At 59.3% G+C, this 22,975-nt stretch carries 15 protein-coding genes; 6 read left to right on the top strand and 9 right to left on the bottom strand.

All coding sequences use genetic code 11. The features are described 5' to 3' along the window. The first annotated feature begins 126 nt into the window (after positions 1 to 126). Both FGA82_RS03105 and oadA read left to right on the top strand, forming a co-directional pair. On the top strand, positions 127 to 1,542 hold the full coding sequence (locus FGA82_RS03105; RefSeq protein ID WP_008078843.1) for an acetyl-CoA carboxylase biotin carboxylase subunit: 1,416 nt from the start codon (positions 127 to 129) through the stop codon (positions 1,540 to 1,542). Positions 1,543 to 1,643: 101 nt separating this feature from the next. Continuing rightward, positions 1,644 to 3,452 (top strand): sodium-extruding oxaloacetate decarboxylase subunit alpha, encoded by a 1,809-nt coding sequence (oadA, locus tag FGA82_RS03100; protein WP_141125978.1) that lies wholly within the window; start codon positions 1,644 to 1,646, stop codon positions 3,450 to 3,452. A 190-nt stretch (positions 3,453 to 3,642) separates the two neighbouring features. Here oadA and FGA82_RS03095 read toward each other — a convergent pair whose 3' ends face one another. Then, entirely contained in the window at positions 3,643 to 5,583 is a 1,941-nt protein-coding gene (locus tag FGA82_RS03095) for an autotransporter outer membrane beta-barrel domain-containing protein (protein ID WP_141125977.1), read from the bottom strand. 535 nt (positions 5,584 to 6,118) lie between these two features. Continuing rightward, positions 6,119 to 9,076, bottom strand: a complete 2,958-nt coding sequence (locus FGA82_RS03090) for an autotransporter outer membrane beta-barrel domain-containing protein (protein ID WP_141125976.1) — start codon at positions 9,074 to 9,076, stop codon at positions 6,119 to 6,121. Positions 9,077 to 9,303: 227 nt separating this feature from the next. Between FGA82_RS03090 and FGA82_RS03085 the strand changes: the two genes are divergently transcribed. Then, a complete protein-coding gene (locus tag FGA82_RS03085; protein WP_141125975.1) occupies positions 9,304 to 10,656 on the top strand; it encodes a type II toxin-antitoxin system HipA family toxin in 1,353 nt (450 codons plus the stop codon). Then, a complete protein-coding gene (locus FGA82_RS03080; protein WP_141125974.1) occupies positions 10,653 to 10,931 on the top strand; it encodes a helix-turn-helix domain-containing protein in 279 nt (92 codons plus the stop codon). The genes FGA82_RS03085 and FGA82_RS03080 overlap by 4 nt, the downstream gene beginning before the upstream one ends. 32 nt (positions 10,932 to 10,963) lie before the next feature. On the opposite strand, the gene FGA82_RS03075 is transcribed toward FGA82_RS03080, so the two are convergent. Both FGA82_RS03075 and FGA82_RS03070 read right to left on the bottom strand, forming a co-directional pair. Next, a complete protein-coding gene (locus FGA82_RS03075) occupies positions 10,964 to 11,800 on the bottom strand; it encodes an amino acid ABC transporter permease (RefSeq protein WP_141125973.1) in 837 nt (278 codons plus the stop codon). Then, positions 11,797 to 12,618, bottom strand: coding sequence for an ABC transporter substrate-binding protein (locus tag FGA82_RS03070; RefSeq protein ID WP_141125972.1), 822 nt, complete (start codon positions 12,616 to 12,618; stop codon positions 11,797 to 11,799). The genes FGA82_RS03075 and FGA82_RS03070 overlap by 4 nt, the downstream gene beginning before the upstream one ends. 113 nt (positions 12,619 to 12,731) lie before the next feature. On the opposite strand from FGA82_RS03070, the gene FGA82_RS03065 reads away from it, so the two are divergent. Then, on the top strand, positions 12,732 to 13,631 hold the full coding sequence (locus FGA82_RS03065; protein WP_141125971.1) for a homocysteine S-methyltransferase family protein: 900 nt from the start codon (positions 12,732 to 12,734) through the stop codon (positions 13,629 to 13,631). An 87-nt stretch (positions 13,632 to 13,718) separates the two neighbouring features. Here FGA82_RS03065 and FGA82_RS03060 read toward each other — a convergent pair whose 3' ends face one another. The 3 genes from FGA82_RS03060 to FGA82_RS03050 are packed head-to-tail and all read right to left on the bottom strand — an operon-like array spanning position 13,719 to position 15,483. Continuing rightward, on the bottom strand, positions 13,719 to 14,390 hold the full coding sequence (locus FGA82_RS03060; RefSeq protein WP_141125970.1) for a GNAT family N-acetyltransferase: 672 nt from the start codon (positions 14,388 to 14,390) through the stop codon (positions 13,719 to 13,721). A gap of 12 nt (positions 14,391 to 14,402) precedes the next feature. Then, on the bottom strand, positions 14,403 to 14,849 hold the full coding sequence (locus FGA82_RS03055) for a GNAT family N-acetyltransferase (RefSeq protein ID WP_141125969.1): 447 nt from the start codon (positions 14,847 to 14,849) through the stop codon (positions 14,403 to 14,405). Positions 14,850 to 14,859: 10 nt separating this feature from the next. Next, positions 14,860 to 15,483 (bottom strand): FMN-binding negative transcriptional regulator, encoded by a 624-nt coding sequence (locus FGA82_RS03050; protein ID WP_141125968.1) that lies wholly within the window; start codon positions 15,481 to 15,483, stop codon positions 14,860 to 14,862. 92 nt (positions 15,484 to 15,575) lie between these two features. On the opposite strand from FGA82_RS03050, the gene FGA82_RS03045 reads away from it, so the two are divergent. Next, a complete protein-coding gene (locus tag FGA82_RS03045; RefSeq protein WP_141125967.1) occupies positions 15,576 to 17,129 on the top strand; it encodes a PLP-dependent aminotransferase family protein in 1,554 nt (517 codons plus the stop codon). Here FGA82_RS03045 and FGA82_RS03040 read toward each other — a convergent pair. Beyond that, positions 17,086 to 21,678, bottom strand: coding sequence for a dermonecrotic toxin domain-containing protein (locus FGA82_RS03040; RefSeq protein WP_141125966.1), 4,593 nt, complete (start codon positions 21,676 to 21,678; stop codon positions 17,086 to 17,088). The genes FGA82_RS03045 and FGA82_RS03040 overlap by 44 nt on opposite strands. 152 nt (positions 21,679 to 21,830) lie before the next feature. Next, complete coding sequence (locus FGA82_RS03035) at positions 21,831 to 22,856, bottom strand: histone deacetylase family protein (protein ID WP_141125965.1); 1,026 nt, start codon at positions 22,854 to 22,856, stop codon at positions 21,831 to 21,833. Positions 22,857 to 22,975: the final 119 nt, after the last annotated feature.

Genomic DNA, 22,975 nt, shown 5'->3' with positions numbered 1-22,975 from the left:
TTTTTATTCATTTTTGTTAATCCCTCATGAGCGCTAGTGTGGACCTGCGACTAAATTGAAACATTTGGTCACGCGTCGACCTGGGTCTAGCAGGTCGTGGTGCCACCGGCTCAAGGGAACCTCCAAGTGATAAAAAAGATCCTGATCGCCAACCGTGGTGAGATTGCCGTACGAATCGTGCGAGCCTGCGCCGAAATGGGCATTCGCTCGGTTGCGATTTTTTCCGACGCCGACCGCCATGCGTTGCATGTGAAGCGTGCGGATGAGGCCCACAGCATCGGTGCAGAGCCATTGGCCGGTTACCTCAACCCGCGCAAACTGGTGAACCTGGCGGTAGAAACCGGCTGCGATGCATTGCACCCCGGTTACGGTTTCCTTTCGGAAAATGCCGAACTGGCGGACATCTGTGCTGAGCGCGGTATCAAATTCATCGGCCCGTCGGCAGAAGTCATTCGCCGCATGGGCGACAAGACCGAAGCGCGCCGCAGCATGATCAAGGCCGGCGTACCGGTGACGCCAGGCACCGAAGGCAACGTAGCGGACATTGAAGAGGCCTTGGCCGAGGGCGACCGCATCGGTTACCCGGTGATGCTCAAAGCCACCTCCGGTGGTGGCGGTCGCGGTATTCGTCGCTGCAACAGCCGCGAAGAACTTGAACAGAATTTCCCTCGCGTCATCTCCGAAGCGACCAAGGCCTTCGGTTCGGCCGAAGTGTTCCTGGAAAAATGCATCGTCAATCCCAAGCACATCGAAGCGCAGATCCTCGGCGACAGCTTCGGTAACGTTGTGCACTTGTTCGAGCGTGACTGCTCGATCCAGCGCCGCAACCAGAAACTCATCGAAATCGCCCCGAGTCCGCAACTGACCCCGGAGCAACGCGCCTACATCGGCGACCTGTCGGTGCGTGCGGCCAAGGCCGTGGGTTACGAGAACGCCGGCACCGTGGAGTTCCTGCTCGCCGAGGGCGAGGTGTACTTCATGGAGATGAACACCCGGGTGCAGGTGGAGCACACCATCACCGAAGAAATCACCGGGATCGACATTGTTCGCGAGCAGATTCGCATCGCCTCCGGCCTGCCGCTGTCGGTGAAACAGGAAGACATTCAGCACCGTGGTTTCGCGTTGCAGTTCCGTATCAACGCCGAAGACCCGAAGAACAACTTCCTGCCGAGCTTCGGCAAGATCACCCGTTACTACGCCCCCGGTGGTCCAGGCGTGCGCACCGACACAGCGATCTACACCGGCTACACCATTCCGCCGTTCTACGACTCGATGTGCCTGAAACTGGTGGTCTGGGCACTGACTTGGGAAGAGGCAATGGATCGTGGCCTGCGTGCGCTGGATGACATGCGTCTGCAGGGTGTAAAGACCACCGCCGCGTACTACCAGGAAATCCTGCGCAACCCGGAATTCCGTAGCGGCCAGTTCAATACCAGCTTCGTTGAAAGCCATCCTGAACTGACCAACTACTCGATCAAGCGCAAACCCGAAGAGCTGGCCCTGGCCATCGCCGCCGCCATCGCCGCCCACGCAGGCCTATGAATGAAACAGCTGCGAGCTTTTAGCTGCAAGCGGCAAGTAAAAGCAGATTGGCTTTTTCTTGCAGCTCGTAGCTTGAAGCTTGCCGCTATGAGGAGATACCAATGACTAAGAAGATCTTCGTTACCGATACCATCCTGCGCGACGCTCACCAATCGCTGCTCGCCACCCGCATGCGCACCGAAGACATGCTGCCGATCTGCGACAAGCTCGACAAAGTCGGCTACTGGTCGCTGGAATGCTGGGGAGGCGCGACCTTCGACGCCTGCGTCCGCTTCCTGAAGGAAGATCCGTGGGAGCGTCTGCGCCAACTGCGTGCGGCGCTGCCTAACACGCGTCTGCAAATGCTGCTGCGCGGGCAGAACCTGCTGGGTTACCGCCACTACAGCGACGATGTGGTCAAAGCCTTCGTCGCCAAGGCTGCGGTGAATGGCATCGACGTGTTCCGCATTTTCGACGCGATGAACGATGTGCGTAACCTGCGCGTGGCCATCGAAGCGGTGAAAGCTGCCGGCAAACATGCCCAAGGCACCATCGCCTACACCACCAGCCCGGTGCACACCATCGATGCCTTCGTGGCGCAGGCCAAGCAGATGGAAGCCATGGGTTGCGACTCGGTAGCGATCAAAGACATGGCCGGTCTGCTGACCCCGTACGCCACCGGTGAACTGGTTCGTGCGTTGAAAGCCGAGCAGTCGCTGCCGGTGTTCATCCACTCGCACGACACGGCCGGTCTGGCGACCATGTGCCAGCTCAAGGCTATCGAAAACGGCGCCGACCACATCGACACCGCGATCTCCAGCTTCGCTTCGGGCACCAGCCACCCGGGCACCGAGTCGATGGTTGCGGCACTCAAAGGCACCGAGTTCGACACCGGCCTGAACCTTGAGCTGCTGCAAGAGATCGGTCTGTACTTCTACGCCGTGCGTAAGAAGTACCATCAGTTCGAAAGCGAATTCACTGCGGTCGATACCCGCGTGCAAGTCAACCAGGTGCCGGGCGGGATGATCTCCAACCTTGCCAACCAGTTGAAAGAGCAGGGCGCCCTCAACCGTATGGGCGAAGTGCTCGCGGAAATCCCGCGTGTGCGTGAAGACCTCGGCTTCCCACCGCTGGTGACCCCGACCTCGCAGATCGTCGGCACCCAGGCGTTCTTCAACGTGCTGGCCGGCGAGCGTTACAAGACCATCACCAACGAAGTGAAGCTCTACCTGCAGGGCGGCTACGGTAAAGCCCCGGGCGTAGTGAACGAAAAACTGCGCCGTCAGGCGATCGGCAGTGAAGAAGTCATTGATGTACGCCCGGCCGATCTGCTCAAGCCGGAAATGACCAAGCTGCGTGCCGATATCGGTGCACTGGCCAAGTCCGAAGAAGACGTGCTGACCTTCGCCATGTTCCCGGACATCGGTCGCAAATTCCTCGAAGAGCGTGCAGCTGGCACCCTGACTCCTGAAGTACTGCTGCCGATTCCGGAAGCGGGCGGTGTGACCAAGGCGGGCGGCGAAGGCGTGCCGACCGAGTTCGTCATCGACGTTCACGGCGAAACCTATCGCGTCGACATCACTGGTGTCGGCGTCAAGGCTGAAGGCAAGCGTCACTTCTACCTGTCCATCGACGGCATGCCGGAAGAAGTGGTGTTCGAACCGCTCAACGAATTCGTCGGCGGTGGCAGCAGCAAGCGCAAGCAAGCCACGGCACCGGGCCACGTCAGCACCACCATGCCAGGTAACATCGTTGATGTGCTGGTCAAGGAAGGCGACACCGTGAAGGCCGGCCAGGCTGTGTTGATCACCGAAGCGATGAAGATGGAAACCGAAGTCCAGGCCGCCATCGCCGGCAACGTCACCGCGATTCATGTGGCCAAGGGTGATCGCGTCAATCCGGGTGAAATTCTGATCGAGATCGAAGGCTGAGATAACCGCCGCGATACAACGCTTTAAACCTCGGGGGGGCATGTGCTCCCCTTTTTTTTGCGTTTTTTAACCCTGTAGCTGCCGAAGGCTGCGATCGTTTGATGTTGTTTGCAGTTCATAAAACAAGATCAAAAGATCGTCCGAACGCGGCCCGAGCCTTCGGCAGCTCCTACAAAGAGTGTTGTGTCAGTCAGAACGCCATGCGCCATTGGCCCATCACGCCGTGGGTGCGGCTGTCAGTGGCCATTTCACCGGTAAGACCAACACCGACGGAGTGATTGGCTGACAGCCCAAGATCGAGTCCGGCATCCACCGACAGGCTGTTTCGATCCAGCGCTGCACCGGCAATTTCAAAACGTTTGCCACCCTTGACCAGTTGCTGGCGGGTGTCGCTTTCGATCTCGCCAAAGGTGTGTTTCCAGCCGGCACTGAATCGCGGCGTCAACGTCATGCCGTTATCCAGTCGAGTGATTTTTGCCGTACGCAGACCGAAGGTGCTGCTGAGGTTGTCGCGCGTTTGCCCAAAGACTTTCAGTGCCGCATCCCCACCTTTTTCGCTGTAGCTGTCGCGCTGGTAGCGCTGATAGCCGAGGCTGGCGAACGGTTCGAGCGTCGCATTGTGGCGGCCAACATTGACCGCCAGTTCGGCAAAGGCTTGCTGAGTGTTGGCGTCGTAGTTGCCCTTGAGGCGATCGCTGAACCCGTTGAAGGCCACACGACGTTTGCTGTCGCCGTCATGGCTGGCATAGGTCGCCCCGAGACGCAGTGAGAAGGGTCCGTCCTGACGCACGGCGTAGGCGCCGAGGTGCCAGCTGTCGAGGTCACCATCGTATTGCCGGGCATCGAGTCTGGTCTGCGATTTACCGCCGATCAGGCCGATATGCCATTGCTCATCGAGCCGCCAGTCGGCGCCCATGACCAGACCTTGAGTGGCGTGTTTGAGGGTGCTGTCGAACTCGCGATCGACCTTGCCGCCATGGCCGAGCGCCTGAATCCACACCCGGCCGGAATCGGCAGCGCCAGCGGCCTGACGCGGTGAGTTGCCGGAACCGTACGCAGACCCGTAACGGCTGTTCAGTTGCTGCATGGCCGAGAGCATGCTCGCACTCACGGGTGTGATGCTGCTCAGGGTGGCTTTGGCGAGGTTGGCGTTGCTGCCAGCGGCGAGTTGTTCGATGGCGATGGGGGCGGTGCTTTTGTCGCTGGCCAACAATGCCGCGACGGCGGTGTTTGAAGGCTTTGTTGCTTGAGGTGATGGTGGCTTGGCGGCAGTGTTAGTGCGTGTCACCTCTGTTGCTGCGCGCGCCGTCGGTTCAACGATACTGTTAGCGACTGAACGTCCATTGCGGGTCTTTGCAAGGTCTGCGAGCGCTACTGCACTACGGGTGTAGTTCAGGTTCACCCTTTGTTCTTCATAGGACAGCGTCGGCGTCATATAGGCGAGGTTGGTAGTGACCTTGCCGAATTCCCCTTCAATGGCGTCGGCGGTCAGAATCAAGTGTTGGGTGTTGTCCGCGTAGTTCCCGGGCACACCGTGAACCTGGACCTGAGCGCCTCGCAAAATTGCGGTACCTTTGACGACCACGGGGTCTGATCCACCATCGGTAGAGACGCCATAGGAAAATATTGCGTCTTCAGCGAACTCCAGATTGCCCTGTATTTTGGGCGCTCCATGCGGCCGGGTCGCCACCAGCGATCCGCCGACATACAAGTTGGCAACATCACCGGAACCACCGAACACCGCACCTTTGTTTACGGTAACCCCGCCAATCGAGCCGTAGTTGATCAGTCCTGCACCCGACTTGACGTCTGCATCACCGGCAAACTCTTGGCTGAGCGTCCATAGGCCGCGGGCGACACGCAGACTCGAAAAATTGCGCGTCTCTCCGATCTCGCCGCCCTCGGTTCCGTTGAGTTGCAAGCCATTGATGCCGGTGCCACCGTCCAGGCGCCCACTCCAGCGGGCACCGTTATTGATCACCAGTAAATCGTCTCCTTCGCCCAGTTGCAGGGACACACCGTCGACGCTCTCAACCTGATGGGAAAGAAACGAAACTGCCGTTGTGTAGGCATACATGTCCCGATCAAAAGGATCGAGCAGGTCAAACTCGCCATCAGCCTGTTCCTCCATGACGATCTCAGGGAACTCCAGATCTGCGTAAAAGGCATCGTCAAACTGAACCGTTGCGACGGGCTTTCTCAGATCTCTGAGGAACGGTGCTGTGTGTTCGAGCGGTCCGATGAATTCCTCGATTGCGAAGAGGTCCTCTATCGGTTCCATCACGTCTTCTGTAACAGCGGGTGTTGCTGCTTTGGGGGCACGCGTCTTTTTTTTCGGTTTGCTGTCTTCTACTTCTGCGACAGCGGGTATTTCTGGTTGTTGTGCTATCGAGGTCTCTACCCAGCCGATTGCCAGTGCAATCGCCAGAGCCAGATGTTTTGGTTTGCAGTTGTGTTGAACAGACATTCAATTGGATCTCTTTTAGTAAGAGACCCAACTCTATTGATGCCCCGAAAAATCCGATGTCGGCTGCTTCCCGCAGGCTTGCAGGCGACATCGGATCATTTTGTAGAAAATGTCCGAGAGATCCGCAACCAGGATTTTTACTCGGTTGTAGCGGTCCTTTTTCCTACAACCATTCAAGACCCCGCCGGCTGTTCAACCCTCAATAGCTCATCTGCCACTGCCCAATCAGCCCGTGATTGCGGCTGTTGTTGCCGATCTCACCGCTGTACCCCACACCCAAGGTATGCCGTGCCGAGATACCCACATCCAGCCCCGCCTCCAGCACCAGGCTGTCACGATCCAGCGAGCTGCCATCGACACTGAACGCCGTGCCGCCAGTCACAAACGCCTGACGCGTCGAGCTGCCGACATCGCCGTAAGTGTGCTTCCAGCCAGCGGCCATGCGCGGCGTTACGCTCATGCCATTGTCCAGGCTGCTCAAGTGCGCCAGGCGCAGGCCGAAGGTACTGCTGAAGTTGTCCTGGGTCTGGCTGTCGACTTGCAGCGCGGCGGCGCCACCTTTTTCCCGGTAGCTGTCGCGGTGGTAGCGCTGATAACCGATGCTGGCGAACGGCTCGGCGCTGAGGCGGCCGCTGCCCATGGCGTAGCCGAGTTCGGCGAAGGCTTGCTGGCTGTCGGCGTCGTAGGTGCCTTTCGGGCGGTCGCTGAAACCATTGAAGGCGATGGTGCGTTTGCTTTCACCTTGATGACCGCTGTACGCCGCGCCCAGACGCAGCGAGATCGGGCCGTTCTGATGCAACGCATAGACGCCGGCGTGCCAGCTCTCGACGTTGCCGTCGACGCCGGTCGCGTCCAGATCGGTTTTCGAATAGCCGCCCAGTACGCCCAGGCGCCACGCCGGACTCAGCGCCCAGTCGGCGCCCAGCACGCTGCCCTTGGTGCGTTGTTCGAGACCGCTGCTGCCGTGTTCGCCATCGAGCTTGCCGTAGCCGCCGATACCTTGCAGCCAGAGGCGGCCGCGAGCGTTCGGGTCATTCAGGTTGCGCGCCTCGGTCGGCACGCCGTCTGCCGCCAGCACGGGTGTGTCGCGTTGATCGAGACCGACCATCAGTCCCGGGCTGCCGCCCATTTGCTGCATCGCCGAGAGCATACTGCTGCCGACCTGACTGCTGGCGCCGAGGGTTGCGCTGGTCAGGTTGGCGTTGCTGGCGCCGGCCAGTTGCTCGATCGCCGCACCGGCGCTGTTTTGCGTGGTGTTGAGCAGAGCGTTGTACAGCGCGTTGTTTTTACCGATCGAGGCCAGGCTGTTGGCGGCGTTGCTGCCATTGCCGGTTGCGGCGAACTCATTGAACGCCACGTCATTGCGAGTGTAGGTCAGGTCGACTTGGGTGGGTGTGTAGGCGAGGGTCGGCGTCAGGAACGCATAGTCGCTGCTGACCTCGCCGAAGGTGCCGTTGACCTGCGCCGCTTGCAACACGGTGTAGTGGCTCTGCCATGGATAGGTGCCGCTGCCGGGATTGACTGCGAGCGTTGCGCCGTTGAGATTGGCGATGCCACCGACCTGTACCGGCGCGCTGCTGCCGTCGGCGTTGACACCGTAGGCGAGGGTGGCGCCGTTGCCCAGGTTCAAATCGTGAACGATCGTTGCGCGACCGAGGCCGGTGTCGGTGCGCAACGTGCCGTTGACGTTGAGATTGCCCACCGAACCGCCGCCGGCATACACACCGCCAGCGTCGACGCTCAGGTTGCCAGCGATGCTGCCTTGGTTGACCAGTGTTGCGCCGTTGCGCACCGCGCCGCCGTCGCTGAAATCATCATGGCCGGTCAGCGTCCAGGCGCCTTGCTTGACCTCCAGCCATTCGAAGTTGCGACTGGCGCCGAAGCTGCCACCGGCCGCGTCCTCCATCACTACGCGGTCGTAACCGCTGCCGCCATCCACCACGCCGACAAAGCGACTGCCGTTGCGCAAGGTCAGATTGTCGTTGCCGGCACCCAGATCCAGCGCCAGGCCATTGCTGCCACTGATCGTGCCGCCGTTGATGACGTTGTCGGCGAATTCACCGACGAGCTTCACACCGAAACCGTTGAGGCCTTGAATGGTGCCGAAGTTTTCCAGCGTGGTCGCCGCCAGTCCCGAGCCGCCGCTGCCATCGTCGACCAGAATGGCGCTGTCGGCACCGCTGATCAACGCGTTGCTGGCGTTGAGGATATAACCGCCACCCAGCGCGATACCCTCGCTGCCATTGGCGAAACCGCCCTTGTCCACACCGCCCGCGCCGACGCCCTGAATGGTCCCGTAGTTTTCGATATGGGCGATCTTGTCGATGTCCACGCCGTCGCCGTCACCGTTCGCTTGCAAGCCTGAGTAAGCCCCGGTGATGGTGCCGTGGTTGATCACCGTGCCATCGCCGTCGGAACCGAACCCGGAACCGTTGCGGCCGGTGATCTGCCCGTAGTTGATCAGCGTCGCGCCAAGGTCGGTAGTGATGCCGTGACGTCCACCGGAAATCACTCCGTAGTTAGTCACGCTGACGCCGCTCGCGGAATCGATATCGATGCCGTCGAACTTCTCGTCGGCATTGTGCGAATCGCCGGTGGAAATCTCGCCGTAGTTGGTAATGGTCGCGTTGGCGCCGGTCTTCATGCCGTCGCTGGCATCTCCGCGAATCAGCCCGCCGGCGCGGTTGATGATGGTGGTTTTCACGCCGGCACTGCGCAGCGCATCGAGGTCCAGCCCTTGGCCAGTGGTGGAGCGAATCACGCCGCTGTTGTCGATCAGCAGACTGCCGCTGAGAAAATTGCTGTCGATGCGCAAAGCATCGTTGGCGCCGAGAATCTGACCGCCGCTGCGGTTGTAAATCGTGTAGTTGCGCGCCTGGCTCAGGTCGCCACTGCTATCGATAGCCCGGCCGCCGGTTGAAATGATTTTCCCGGCGTTATCGATCACCACACCGGCACCGCTGGTGCTGTCTTTCAGGCTCACGGCCTTACCGCTATTGGTGATGCTGCCCGGCGCGGAAATCGTCAATGTGTCGCTACCGCCCAGCGTTTGTGCTGCAGTGGTGGCGGTGTCGATCTGCACGGTTTTGCCGTGGGCTGCCGTGGCGGTGATCAACAGGGCAATGGCAAGAGACAGACGCTGGGGCGGGAACGGCATGGTCGGACGGCCTTTTTGTTATAAGCGGGCCGTCCTGTATAGCGAAGGGTTTTTACAGAATGATGTCGATGGCTGGTCTGCATTGTTTTGCATTCAGATCTGATAGATCAGTGATTAATCTGCATTTTGTTGCAGATTTAGACGTTCTGCTGGGCTTGAAATGCACTATATTGCATCTATCAGCAACAAAAGCTCTGTTGAATGCATTTAAATGCAGGTGAGAAAGCATGTATGACCTGACCTTACAGATATTCACGGCGGGTAAATGGCAAGACGCGATGATTCTGAGCTTCGACGATCCTGATAAGGGTTTCGAGAGTCGCTGCAGTTTTGGTTACGAGACGACCTACCTTGCTGAAAATATTGACGCCATGGGCTCTCCGTTTTCCAAGGCCGTCAGTGCGTTGTACCCACTGGATTGGGACGGTCGTCGCTCCAAAACACCGGCATTTGTGCACGACATTGCCCCGGCAGGGGCAGCCAAACGTTTTTTGCTGGCGCGTCTGGGTCAAGAAAAACCCGCGAACATCAGCACCGATTTATATCTGCTCGGCCGCAGCACGCCAGCTCCCATCGGCAATATGCGCATAAAAGAGTCGGCTGAGGTGATTGATGAGCGCAAGCCAATCGGATTCAAGCGTGAGGATGTCATCCAGCGTGACAACCGCTTTCTCGAATATGCCTATGAGTTGGGTGCGGCAATCGGTGGAGCTACCGGCGCGGGAGGTGAAGCGCCGAAGCTTTTATTGGCCGAGAACAAGGCTGGTCTCCTGTATCCCGATGCCGTATTGGATGACGACAAAGTCAGACAGCACTGGTTTGTGAAATTTGCCAGAAACAGAGGCGGTCTGACCGATCAAGACATCCTGCGAAGCGAATTCCATTACTACAAGGCGCTTCAGAAACTCGGCATTGAAACGATCGCGGCCGAAGGTTTGGCACTGGAAGAAGCGAGCAAGCCAAGTTTGTGGATGCAGCGTTTTGATCGCAAGGTGAGGGACGGCGAGGTAAGCCGCTTGGCTGTCGAATCGATTTACTCGCTGGCTCAAGTGACGACACCGGGAAGTGCGATGAACCATATCGAGGTCATCCACATGCTCGCCGGACTCTGGCGCAGAGCAGGGCAGGCCAGTCAGATACCCGCTCTTGTGACCGACTACTTACGCCGGGATCTGATCAACAAAATCCTTGGTAACTCGGATAACCATGGTCGTAACACCGCGATCATTCGTCAGGCAAACAACTTTCGCCTGACGCCGATTTATGACTTGGCGCCTATGGTCATGGATGACGAGGGCGTGACCCGTACGACCAAGTGGCCAAGAGATCTGGAGCGAGCGGGAGACGTCGATTGGCGTGGAGTGTGCCGTGCGTTGGCGGATATCGCTGAGCCGGATGACCCATTGGCTGCGCTGTGTGATGCGCCAGCTCTATTCGAACGATTGCGCGAAGATGCCCAACGTCTGGCTGCGCTGCCAGACATATTGACGGCCAGTGGTTTGCCCGACAGAACCATGAACCACCCAGGCATTCATCTGAAAAATCTGGAGCAACGCTTGAAAGAGTGGGATCTGCAATGAGCATGACGGTAGCTGAGCGCACGGTGCTCATCGAAAGCATTCAAAAGGCGCTGGCCGAAGGGACACTAGAGATCGGTGAAGCCGTTCGCCGTTTGCGCGTGGAAGTGACCGGTCTGCATCAGACCCAGTTTGCCAAGATGTGCAAGATATCGGTGCGCACACTGGTACATATCGAACACGGCGAGGGTAATCAGACACTGAAATCGTTGAATGCAGTGTTTCGTCCGTTTGGCCTGAAAATGGGCGTCATACGGTTACGCCGAGAGCCCCATTAAAACCCGACGCAGCCCGCAATGTGCCAATCGCCCTAGCTCCGTCGAACGTAAGCCTTGCCGTAATACCGCTCCATGCGAGCCTGAATCAACTCCAGGCCAATCGACATCAGCCAGTAAATGATCGCCGCCGTCGTCAGCATTTCGATGTAGCGGTAGCTTGAGCGTCCATAGGACTGGGCGAGAAACATCACTTCCCAGACGCCCATCACCGAGATCAGCGACGAGTCCTTGAGCATCGAGATGAACTGGTTGGTGGTGGGCGGGATGATCGTGCGCATGGCTTGCGGCAGGGTGATGCGCCAGAAAATCACCGTCTCGCGCATTCCCAATGCCAGCGAAGCTTCGCGTTGGCCGTGGTCGACTCCGAGGATGCCGGCGCGGAAGATTTCGCTGAGATAGGCGCCGTAGTTCAACGACAGGGCAATGATGCCGGCGACGATGGCGCCCGGCACGATGCCCAGTTGCGGCAAGCCCAGGTAGATCAACAGGATTTGAATGAGCAGTGGCGTGCCGCGAAAGAACGAGGTGTAAAAACTGGCGATGCCGAACGCCACGGCGCTTTTCGACAGGCGCGCCAATGCCGTGATGAAGCCCAGCAGGGACGAAGCGACAATCGAGCACAGACACAGGAAAAGCGTCAGCGCCGCACCCTGCAAAAAGCCGTTGGGCGCCAGGTGCAAGCCGACCAGATTGGGCAGTTTGTCGAGGATGATCGAGAACTTCAGGTCGAAGCTCAGGAAGAACCCGGCGAACAGGCAGAACAGCGCGGCCCATGTCAGGTACAACCGCGTACGAAATCCGAACAAGCGTTGCAGGCGCGTTTCAGCCACCGGTTTTGGTGGCTGTGGAGGTGTCGGGAAAGAAGTCATTGGCTGATATCAGCGCCGATCCATTTTTGCGACAGCTTGCTCAGGGTGCCGTCCTGTTTCAGTTGCGCGAAGACTTCACGCACCTTGGCGTCCCATTGCGCATCACCCTTTTCGATGGCCACCGAGTTCGGCTCTGAATACAGCGGCGTGCCGGCCAGTTTGAAGCGTTTGTCTTGGTTCAGGCGTGGCTGCGCGGTGACGAGGTTGGTGAGGATCGCATCCAGGCGCACGCCGGCGCCCAGGCCCAAATCCTGGAAGGCGACGTTGTCGGTATCGTACGGCGCGATCTGCACATCTTCGAACGGGTACTGCAGTTGCGTGTCTTCGGCGCCTTCAATGACCAGGTTCTTGTTCAGATAACTTTCGTAACTGGAAGCGCTGGTGAGGCCGACTTTTTTGCCACTCAGATCCTTGGCGTCGTGGATCCGCTCATCCTTGGCGTTGACCACGATCACCGCTGGCGAAGCGTAATACTCGACCGGGAAATCGAACACCTCGGCGCGGGCCTTGCTCGGCGTCATCGAGCAGATGCAGATATCGTAACGCCCGCTCCAGCGGCCGGCGGCAATGACGTCCCAGGACGGCGTTTCCAGTCGCAACTTGACGCCTAACTTGTCAGCCACGGCTTTGGCGACATCAACGTCGAAGCCATCGAGTTGGTTCTGGTCATTGAGAAACGAGAACGGTGGATAGCTTTCCATCAGCACGCCGACCAGCTCTTTTTTCTGCTCGATACGGTCCAGCGTCGTGCCACCAAAGGCTTGAGTGGAGGCGGCCAGAATGGTCAGGCCCAGGGCCAGTAGCGGTTGAAATTTCACAGTCGATCCCTGGGTAAAAAAGAGGTTGTTTTTAACGGAATGGTGCGTATTAAATAGTTATAAGAACGACTCTGATAGTGAGTTATTTTCATAAGCATATGAGTGAAAAGCATATGGGCGCAGGCAGCACGATTATTCTCGATGGCGGCATGGGCCGTGAGTTGCAACGCGCTGGTGCGCCATTTCGTCAGCCGGAGTGGTCGGCATTGGCGTTGAGCGAGGCGCCGCAAGCGGTTGAGGGGGTACATGCCGCTTATATCGCCAGTGGCGCCAATGTGATTACCACCAACAGTTACGCCGTGGTGCCGTTCCATATAGGCGAAGAGCGCTTCGCCGCTGAAGGGCAGGCGCTGGCGGCGTTGGCCGGTGAACTGGCGCGACGTGCGGTGCAAGCCTCGGGTAAGTCCGTGCGCGTTGCCGGTTCATTGCCGCCGCTGTTCGGCTCTTATCGTCCGGATCTGTTCGAGGCCGAACGAGTGAGCGAGTTGCTGGCGCCCTTGGTCAATGGCCTGGCTCCGCACGTTGATCTGTGGCTGGCGGAAACCCAGAGTTCGATCATCGAGGCGCGTGCCATTCACGCGGGATTGCCGAAGGATGGCAAACCGTTCTGGTTGTCGTTCACCTTGAAGGATGAAGACACTGATGAAGTGCCGCGCTTGCGCTCCGGTGAGCCAGTCGCGGAAGCGGCTGCGGTGGCGGCTGAGTTGGGCGTCGAGACGTTGCTGTTCAATTGCAGTCAGCCGGAAGTCATCGGCGGCGCGATTGATGCGGCGCGTGCAACCTTCGAGCGTCTGGGGGTGAAGATAAACATTGGTGCTTACGCCAATGCGTTTCCGCCGCAGCCAAAAGAAGCCACGGCCAATGATGGACTCGATCCGTTGCGCGATGATCTGGATCCGCCGGGTTATTTGCATTGGGCGATTGATTGGCAGCAGCGCGGTGCCAGCCATTTGGGCGGGTGCTGCGGGATCGGGCCGGAACACATTGCGGTGCTGGCGCAAAAGCTAGGCTGAAAATAGAGCAAAAGATCGCAGCCTCCGGCAGCTCCTACACAGATCACTGTAGGAGCTGCCAAAGGCTGCGATCTTTTGCTTTGTGCCTTAACTACGGCACTCAACCAATCCTTTCACTTGTCCATCCGGCGTCTGGTTTTCATCGCTCAACCAACGCTCAAACCCGGCGCCAATCGCTGGCCATTCCGAATCCAGAATCGAATACCACGCGGTATCACGATTCTGTCCTTTGACCACCATGTGCTGGCGGAACACTCCCTCAAAGCTGAAACCCAGACGTTCGGCGGCGTACTTGGAGCGGGCGTTGCCGTTGTTGCATTTCCATTCGAGGCGGCGGTAACCGAGGTCGAAGGAATGCTTGGCCAGCAGGTACACCGCCTCTGTACTTCTCGGCGAGCGCTGCATTGGCGCGCCGAAAGTGACGTGGCCGATTTCGATGCGGCCCTGGGCCGGGACGATCGACATCAGGCTGAGGATGCCTTGCACCTGACCGCTGGCGCGATCAACGACGCTGAAAAAATACGGGTCGCAGGCGGCCGCGTGGTTGTTCAGCCAAGCGTCGAATGCAGTGCGCTCCGGGAACGGGCCGTAGGGCAAATAATCCCAGAGTTTCGGATCGGCACCGGGGCCTTCGAGTGCGGCGAACAGATCGTCACCGTGGCGCGCCGGGTCGAGTCTTTCCAGGCGGATAAAGCGGCCTTCGAGCAGGGTGGCGGTGGGGGCGGGGACGCCTTTCCAGTCAGCGAGTGAAGCGGTCATGCGTGCGTCTCCTTAAAGGGCTTTGCGAAACTGGATGAAGCCCGGGCGTTCGGCGATGCGCTCATAGAGCTGGATCGCGGTGGCGTTGGATTCGTGGGTCAGCCAGTGCACTTTGCCGCAGCCGTCAGCCTTGGCGGTGGCATAAACGTGTTCGATCAGCAGGCGTCCGACACCGTTGCCACGGGTTTCCGGCACCACCAGCAGATCCTGCAGGTAGCAGGAGTTTTCGATGCTCCAGTTCGAACGATGATAGATGTAATGCACCATGCCCACCGCTTTGCCGTCGACCCAGGCCAATGCCGCGTGGGTTGGTTCGTTCGGGTCGAGAAAACGCTGCCAGGTACTTTGCGTCACAGCGTCCGGCAGTTCGGTGTTGTAGAAATGCAGGTAAGCCTGCCACAGCGGCAGCCACGCGGTGTGGTCGTCGGCGCTGACCTGGCAAATGTCGATCTGACTCATGGTGATTTCCTTAGCGCATCAATCGGGCGAGGGTTTGATCATTGATTTCCGGGCTGGCCGCCAGGCCTTCGCGCACGCCGGCAATGTCTTCGGCGCTGCGGTTCTGGCTGAGTTTGCGCTTGCCTTCGAGACGCTCGATGGGAATGGCAAAACCGACAATCGCCTTGAGCATGCCGTCGATGTAATCGGCGGGCGCGTCGTCGACTGACCATGGTTGCGCGCGGCCGGCCTCATGGCGGTTGGTGAGGGTGCTGACGATGTCGAGCAGGCGACCGCCGTCGCTGAAGGTTTCGGCATGGCCATAGGCGTGCACGGCGATGTAGTTCCAGGTCGGCACGACTTTGCCGTGCTCGGCCTTGCTCGGGTAAAAGCCCGGGCTGACGTAGGCATCGGCGCCAGCGAAGATCAACATGGCCTCGGCGCCGTCGCGCAGGTCTTTCCACTGTGGATTGGCGCGGGCCAGGTGTCCGTACAGCGTGCCGTACTCACCTTGTTCGCAATGCAGCAGCACCGGCACATGGCTGGCTTGCAGGCCACTGTCGCTGTGAGTCACCAGTATGGCGAGGCGGGTGGCGAGGATCAGTTCGTGCAGTTGGGACAGGTCTTCGATGGCAAAGGCGCGTGGCGTGTACATGGACAGATTTTCCTTGGCGAATGCCAGCATCGTAGGCAGGCTATTGGTCTGTTGTAAGAGCCATTGCTGACCAATTTCATAGGTCCATTGTCATGACCGATTCGCCGACGTTATCCATGCCCTTCAATCCTGCGGGTATCGAGCTTGATCGCCGTCAGGGTTTGAGTCGTCAGCTCTATCAGGCTTTGCGCCTGCGTGTACTGGATGGACGGCTGGCAAGTGGCACGCGGTTGCCGGCCAGTCGCGATCTGGCGGCGGCGCTGGGGATTTCGCGTAACAGTGTTGTGCGGGCGTACGATCAGCTCTATGCCGAAGGGTTTATCGAAGGTCGAGTGGGAGACGGCACCTACGTCGCACAATTGATGCCGGCGACGGCTCCGGCGGAAAAATTATCCACAAAAGTATCCACAGGGTTTTCAACAGGCTTACCCACAGCCTTATCCACAAATTGGCTGGATTTACCTGTGATTCCATCCAGTAAAGTTATCCACAGTGGGACTTTTTCGCGTATCGAAAAGAACCATTTGCCCCGGCCGCCAAGTGGCCCGCCGCGAGCATTTCGGGTCGGCGTTCCGGCGTTTGATCTGTTCCCGTTCGAGGTGTGGGCCAAGCTGAACGCGGCTTTCTGGCGAAAACCGGATCTGGAGCAACTGTGCTATGGCGATCCTTCCGGCGATGCGCGTTTGCGCGCCATGATCGCGGCCTATCTGCGCAGTTCGCGCGGCATGCAGTGCTCACCTGAGCAAATTGTGATCACCAGCGGTGCGCAACAGGGCATTAGCCTTTGTGCACAGTTGCTGGTGGAGCCGGGCGATGGTGTGGCGATCGAGAATCCGGGCTACCGCGCGGCCGGTCATGCGTTCGCTGTTGCAGGAGGTCGTTTGCACGGCATCGCCGTGGACGGAGAGGGCATGGACTGCTCGGCGTTGTCGGCCACCGGAAATTGTCGCGTGGCGTATGTGACGCCCTCCCATCAATACCCGACCGGTGTAGTGATGAGCCTTGCCCGACGCCTCGAACTGCTCGCCTGGGCCGAGCGCTGCCAAGGCTGGATCGTCGAGGACGACTACGATGGCGAATACCGCTACACCGGCGCGCCGCTGGCACCGTTGGCGGCACTCGATCGACAGGGGCGAGTGCTGTATGTCGGCACTTTCGGCAAAGTCGCGTTTCCGGCACTGCGCCTCGGTTATCTGGTGCTGCCACCGGCGCTGGTCGATGCCTTCTCGCAACGCCGGGCGGTGGACGTCCGGCATTCCGAGGTGAGTACCCAAGCGGTGATGGCCGAATTCATGGCGGCCGGGCATTTCCAGCGGCATATCCGACGCATGCGCCGCGCCGCCCTGAGCCGTCGCAACACCTTGCTCGACGGTTGGCCGACCGCCATTGCCGGCGTGAGCGACTTGCCCGCGGTCTCGGCCGGTCTGCACTTGACCGTGGCGGTGGACAGCATCGAGCGCGAGCAGCAACTCATTGAACAAGCCGCCCGCGCCGACGTGGAGATCAACGGTCTGAGCAGTTACTGGCTGCCGGATTCGACGACGCCGCTGGCGCAGCGCGCCGGACTGGTGCTGGGCTTCGCCGCCGTGCCTGAGCCGGCGATCAACGCTGCGTTGGCTCGGTTGCGACAGGCCTGGCAGTTGTGAGGAACAGCGCCTGCGCGGATTTGTCGGAAATGCCGCTACGATGAATATCGATCAGCGCCTGATTGTTCAGCAGGCGTGGCTCATAAGCACCGCGCATGTACCGTTGCGCCACGGTTTTCATGTGGCCGACGGGGAACGGGGCGGCAGCCACTTGTGCGCTGCTGTAATGGAAATGGGCGTAGCACAACGCCTTGTGGGTGTGGGCGTCACGAATTTCGTATTCGTCGAGAAAATCTCTGGCCTGGCCTTTGAGCCGATGCCGAGTCACGGTTTGGGAGATCGTCACTTCGCCCTTATCCTTCAGCCACTGAACCCCGGCGGCTGTCGGCAGTTGTTGCTTGACCATCCTGATACGGGTGCTGGTGCCTTTGTCTTCAAGGGTTTGAGCGGCCGCGTCAAGTCTGTGGCCGAGCGCTTCGGTCGGTTTCTTCAGGTCCGCAGTCAGATTGCTCAGGGTCAGTGCTTCGTCGATTGCCGCGTTGGCGTCTCGCAAAGCGGCGGCATGGTTGTGGTATTGCTCCTCGATCTCGACAGGAATCCGTGGTCCTCGTTTGAGTTGGGCTTCGATACGTCGATGGAACGCGGCCAGGCCATCGAGCAGGGCCTGGCCTTCACGAGTGCTGTTGTTGAGGTCCGGGCTGGCCTTGACCGGCTTGGGTGTGGCTCGGCGCTGTTCGACCCAGACGCCGGGTGATTCTTCTTCAAATGTGGCGATGACCCCCGTCAGGGTGGTACGCACTTCCACTTGATCGGTATCCTCGCCTTCGAGACTTTGTTTGCGCTGGCCAACCAGCGTGCGTCTGGATTTGGTTTTGATGATCTGGCGTGTCGAGGTTTGCCGGGAAGGACCCGCTGCCGGTTCCAGCAAATGCTTGTAGCGCAGCAAATCGGCCAACTTTATATCTGTGCGGGCCTTGAACGCGTTGACGCGATTGCGCACATGCATCAGTCGCTCGGTGTTGATCCGATCGGGATAGTCGATCAGCAGATCGCCAAAACGTTGATTGATCGAGGTAAATTGTTCGGCAACATTGCTCAAGGCGTCCTTGCGTTCGCGCAGGTTGTCGAGGCTTTCATCGGCGGTCAGATTCAACGCGCTCTGGATATTCAGTGCAGCATCTTCGATGAGCGTGGACAGGGTCTGATAGGCGTTGGCGCCCGGGGTGGTATCACCTGCCTTGATGCAGATCTCCTGGCCGAGGCTGATCTGCAACAGCTTGAGGTCATTCAGATCATATTTGGGCAGCACTGCGCGATAGGTTTGAGTCACCTTGGCCCCATCACCTCCCAACAGCATCAGCTCGTCAAAGCGGGTCTGGGCCGACTCTATCTTTTCAATAATGGCCTGGGTCTGATCGGTCATTGTTTCGAACGACTGAACAAACGCCTCTACGGCGAAACCGCTTTCATCGGCAAGCATTGTCTGCATCGTCTCCAGACTCGCCTGGAACTCCTTGGTATGCAGCTGGAGCCATTCCTGGCCGAGAAACAACTGCATTTCCAGGCGTTGAATCATGGCTTCCCGGTAGTTGGGAATGATTTCCTTGTTATTCAGCGCTTTGATCTGTTCGATGCTTGTACCGAATGCCTTGAGCTGCGAGTCGAGGGTCTCCAGATAACGCTGGCGCGCTTGCGCACGGTCTTGCGCTGGCGCGTTGGTGAACGCCGCGTGGTCGGCGTTACGCTGAGCGCCCAGGGCTTTCATCGTCTTGTCGAAAGCGTTGATTGTGATGGTCAGCTGTTTCGCGGTTTTTCTACTGAAGTCCTGAGCTTTCGCAAGCGCTGCGTCGAGTCCGCCGCCGCGCAAACGCAAGCGCAGATCGACCACCCATTGACCATTGGCGGTGCGGCTCAGTAACGGCCCGAGACGCGCAGTGGGTTGGCGTGAGTCGATGATCTGGACATCCGCGTGTTCGTTGAGCGTGACCTCGAACCAGCGCTTGCCGACGGGGGCGAACCATTGTTTCTGGCGCGCATGCAAGTGTCTGTGCGTACCCTCGCTGGCGGCATCGCCGATGCCCCTGGGTTTGGCAATCTGAAAACTGTCGAGCAATGTGGTCAGCGCGACGGGCGATCGCTTCAGTGCGGCAAAAGGGTTGATCGATATTTGATGAGCGCCGGGCAGCGCGCTGCCGGAGATATCCGGTAGCTGTAGTGCTTTGCGGATGACGGGGGTAGTGGTGATGGCCTCGGTGGGCTCTTCCAGAGTGATCGATTCGTTTTGCGGCTTGTCACCGACCGCTGCGCGATGGGCGAGCACCATGCCCAATGCCAGAAGAATGTCGGCGATAGCGGTCCAGGCGGTTTTGCCGGATTGCTCATTGGCGACGTCGCTGATTTCTTGCAGGTCGTCCATGATCTGCCAGATCCACGCTGCTGTACCGACGCTGCGCCCGAGGAACGGCAACGCTGCGTTGAACAGCATCCACCCGCCGTGTTTCAGCGTGGCCCAGCGCGCTTCTGCATCGGAGACCGACTGACGATCAGCCTGGGTCATCAGCGCCTGGACGTTGCTGTTGTGCAGCGTCGCCAGCACATCCTGTTCAATCGTCGCCGTCCCCAGTGCAACGGGACCGGACATGTCCAGCGCGGTGCTGGGGTTGGTCAGCAATTGCGGGATGGTCCATACCGAGGGCAGCCTCGCGGTGAAGACGAACTGGCTGTAGTTGAAGCGCTCATCGTCCGGCAACCAGGCCAGTACTGACTCGCGAAGATGGCGAGACTGCTGGATTTCGTACAGCAGGTTGGCGTGCGAGGGGAACTGCATCAGCGCCATTTCAAAGAGTGGCCGGTAAAGCACGCAGGGTCCTTTGGCGACGTCGCGTGGGCCGATGACGAAAATGTTGTTGACGGTGTCCGTGTTTGATGTGGTGCGATGGGCGACGAAAGCCAGCGGACGAATGACGATCTCCTCGCGATCGACATGGCTTTCATCGCCGCTGCCGGCCAGCGCGGCAACCACATAGCGGTAACCCTGATCAGTGATGCCGGCCTTGCCTTGTATTTTGTGTTGCAACGCCATCAGCGGCAGTTCGATGGGCAACTGGCTGGTGTAGAGGCCTTGTAGCATCGACGCTTGCTCGCTGTCGTCGATCAACAGGTTTTGCAGGTGCGCGGTGTAGGTCTGGCCGATATCGACGGTGCTCACCAGTTGTTCCAGGTAGCTCGCGGTCATCCAGTCAGGCAACGCGCTGCCATCCTTGTAGCGCACGGTTTTATTGCCCATCGGTTGTCCCGCGAGGTTCTGCAGGGCAAGTTCAATCAGCGACAGCGTCTGGGTCTGAGTGTTGCCGGGCAGTACGAAGGTGCCCCAGACCACCAGGCTGGTGATGCTGATTTCGATGTCATCGATCTTCACCTCGGCGGCGTTCGGATGATCCTTGAGCATCTGTTGTTTCAGGGCGGCACAGGTGAAGGCTTGCAGGCTGATGACTTCGCTCTGAAATGATTTTCCCTTGTTCGTATGCTGGACCATGGCCAGATCCAGCAGATGCCGGCTGTAACGGGTCTGATCGGCTGGCGCGGCGCTGTCGAGCCAGGCTGGCAGCATCGGGCGCAGGCGCTCGATATGAGGTTTGAGGCGCGGTGTCGGTTCTCGAGGATTGCCGACAGTCCCTGTGTGTGGGTAGAGCGGGTTGGCGTTCGAATCCTGAAAAAAACTGATCTCGCCCAGAGCGTCAGCTTCCAGCGCGATCAAGGTACAGGACTGATAGTCGAAGAAGTTGCCCTGCGGTTCGAACAGCCGCCATTTCAATCCGGCCCCGGTGGCATCTTTCGAGTAGCGACGCGGCAAGGCTTTGCCGAGTTCATCCAGTGATTCGAAGCTCTCGAAACCCGTGATCACCGAGTGCGTCATGATCCACGTGCTTTCGCTATCAGTGCCAATCAGCACCGCCATATCGAGCAGGGCCAGATGCTCTTGGTCTTCACCCTCGTTGCGGTCCAGATCAATCAGGCAGGCGCGTACCTGGTATTTGCCGGTTGGCAGGCGCTGGTGTTTGTCCGGGTGCCGGTAAACCGCTTCGACCATGGCGCGCTGGTTGGCATTCCAGTCGGGATTGGCCTCGACGTTCCACAGGTTGCGCAAGGCTTGCGACAGTTGCTGCCAGCGCGGTTGCCCCGGGTAGGTGAATTCGTCCCAATACTCGACTTGCTGTTCCTTGAAGGCAATAAACAGCAAAGGTGCCAGTTCATTGAGCAGTTTGCCGACGGCGCTGATTTTCACCGGCAGCTGGATGGCGGCGGGCTGGTCGGGCTGCAAGGTCAGATAATGTTCGCCGTCGAGGTACGTCACTGCAGTGCCGGAGAGGCCCAGGCGCACCAATGTGTCGGTCAGCGATTCAATCAAGTGGCGGCCGGGGACGACCTCATCATCCGCAATGACCCAGGTCGGCCTCACGACCATGGCCCGCTGTGGGTCGATATCGATGTCCGGGTACAACGTCTTGAGTGCCGGTCGCAATGCTTTCGAGGCGATTTCTCGCAGCGAAGGGCCGGTCACCAGTTGGGTCAGGATATCGACGGCACTGGGCGAGGGGATTTCGGGCATGGGCTACTCCTGCTCTGGTAGACGCGCGCTGAAAGGGCGGCGAATCCAGGCAAGGTAGAGGCGGGCCGCAGGGCTCGTGCGGTAGATAAATATTGCTGGCAAAAAAAGACCCGCACTGGCGGGTCTGATTTGTTTATCCGGCTTGAGTTCGTTTATTGCTCGAACCCTTCGAGCACGTTCACCGCATTGATGCCGATTTCCTCCACGGCGTAACCGCCTTCCATGACGAACAACGTCGGCTTGCCAAGGGCAGCGATGCGCTTGCCCATCGCCAGATAATCCGGGCTGTCGAGTTTGAACTGCGAGATCGGGTCGTCCTTGAAGGTGTCGACGCCAAGCGACACGACAATGACGTCGGCGCCGTAGCGGTCGATCTCGTCGCAGGCCTGATCCAGCGCCGCGCTCCACACGTCCCAGCCGGAGCCGGCGGGCAGCGGGTAGTTGAAATTGAAACCTTCGCCGGCGCCTCCACCACGCTCATCGTCGTAGCCTAGGAAGAACGGAAATTCCGCTTCCGGGTGGCCGTGGATCGAGGTGAACAGCACATCGCTGCGTTCGTAGAAAATCGACTGCGTGCCATTGCCGTGGTGATAGTCGACGTCGAGGATCGCGACCTTCTTGTGGCCCTGATCAAGGAACGCTTGCGCGGCAATGGCGGCATTGTTGAGGTAGCAATAACCGCCCATCAAATCGCTGGCGGCGTGGTGTCCCGGTGGCCGGCACAAGGCGAAGGCCGCGCGCGCGCCGCGCTGGATTTCTGCTTGTGCAGTCAGGGCAACTTGCGCCGCGCTGTACGCCGCTTGCCAGGTGCCGGCGGTGATCGGCGCACCGCCGTCGAAGCTGTAGTAGCCGAGCTGGCCGTGCAGGCTGGTCGGTTTGATTGCACGCAGGGTGCGCGCCGGCCAGGTGTAGGGCAGCAAGTCACCGTCGGTGTTGAATTCAGTCCAGCGCGCCCATGCGCCCTTGAAGAAGTCGAGGTAGTCGCGGCTGTGGATACGGGCGATCGGCTCCAGACCGAAATCCTTCGGTGCCTCGACCGGGCCGAGGTTCTGGTTTTTAACGCGCTGCAGCACGTGGTCGGCGCGCGAAGGCATCTCGAAGCACGGCTTGAGCTGGCCATCGATGAGTTCGCAGCGGCCATGGTGCAGGTGATGATCGTCCGAGTAGATCGTCAGCATTTGTTGTTCTCCGCAGGGCTGATTCGGTTGCGTCCAGTGTTGCGGCGCGAGGCGAATCGGAGAACGGCAGGAAAGGCCAAAAGGGGATTGATATGGCCAAAAAAACTGACCGCAATTCG

The organism is Pseudomonas fluorescens (genome assembly GCF_005938625.1).
In the GTDB taxonomy this organism is placed as follows: Bacteria; Pseudomonadota; Gammaproteobacteria; order Pseudomonadales; family Pseudomonadaceae; genus Aquipseudomonas; species Aquipseudomonas fluorescens_BD.
This window is presented reverse-complemented; position numbering and strand designations above follow the sequence as displayed.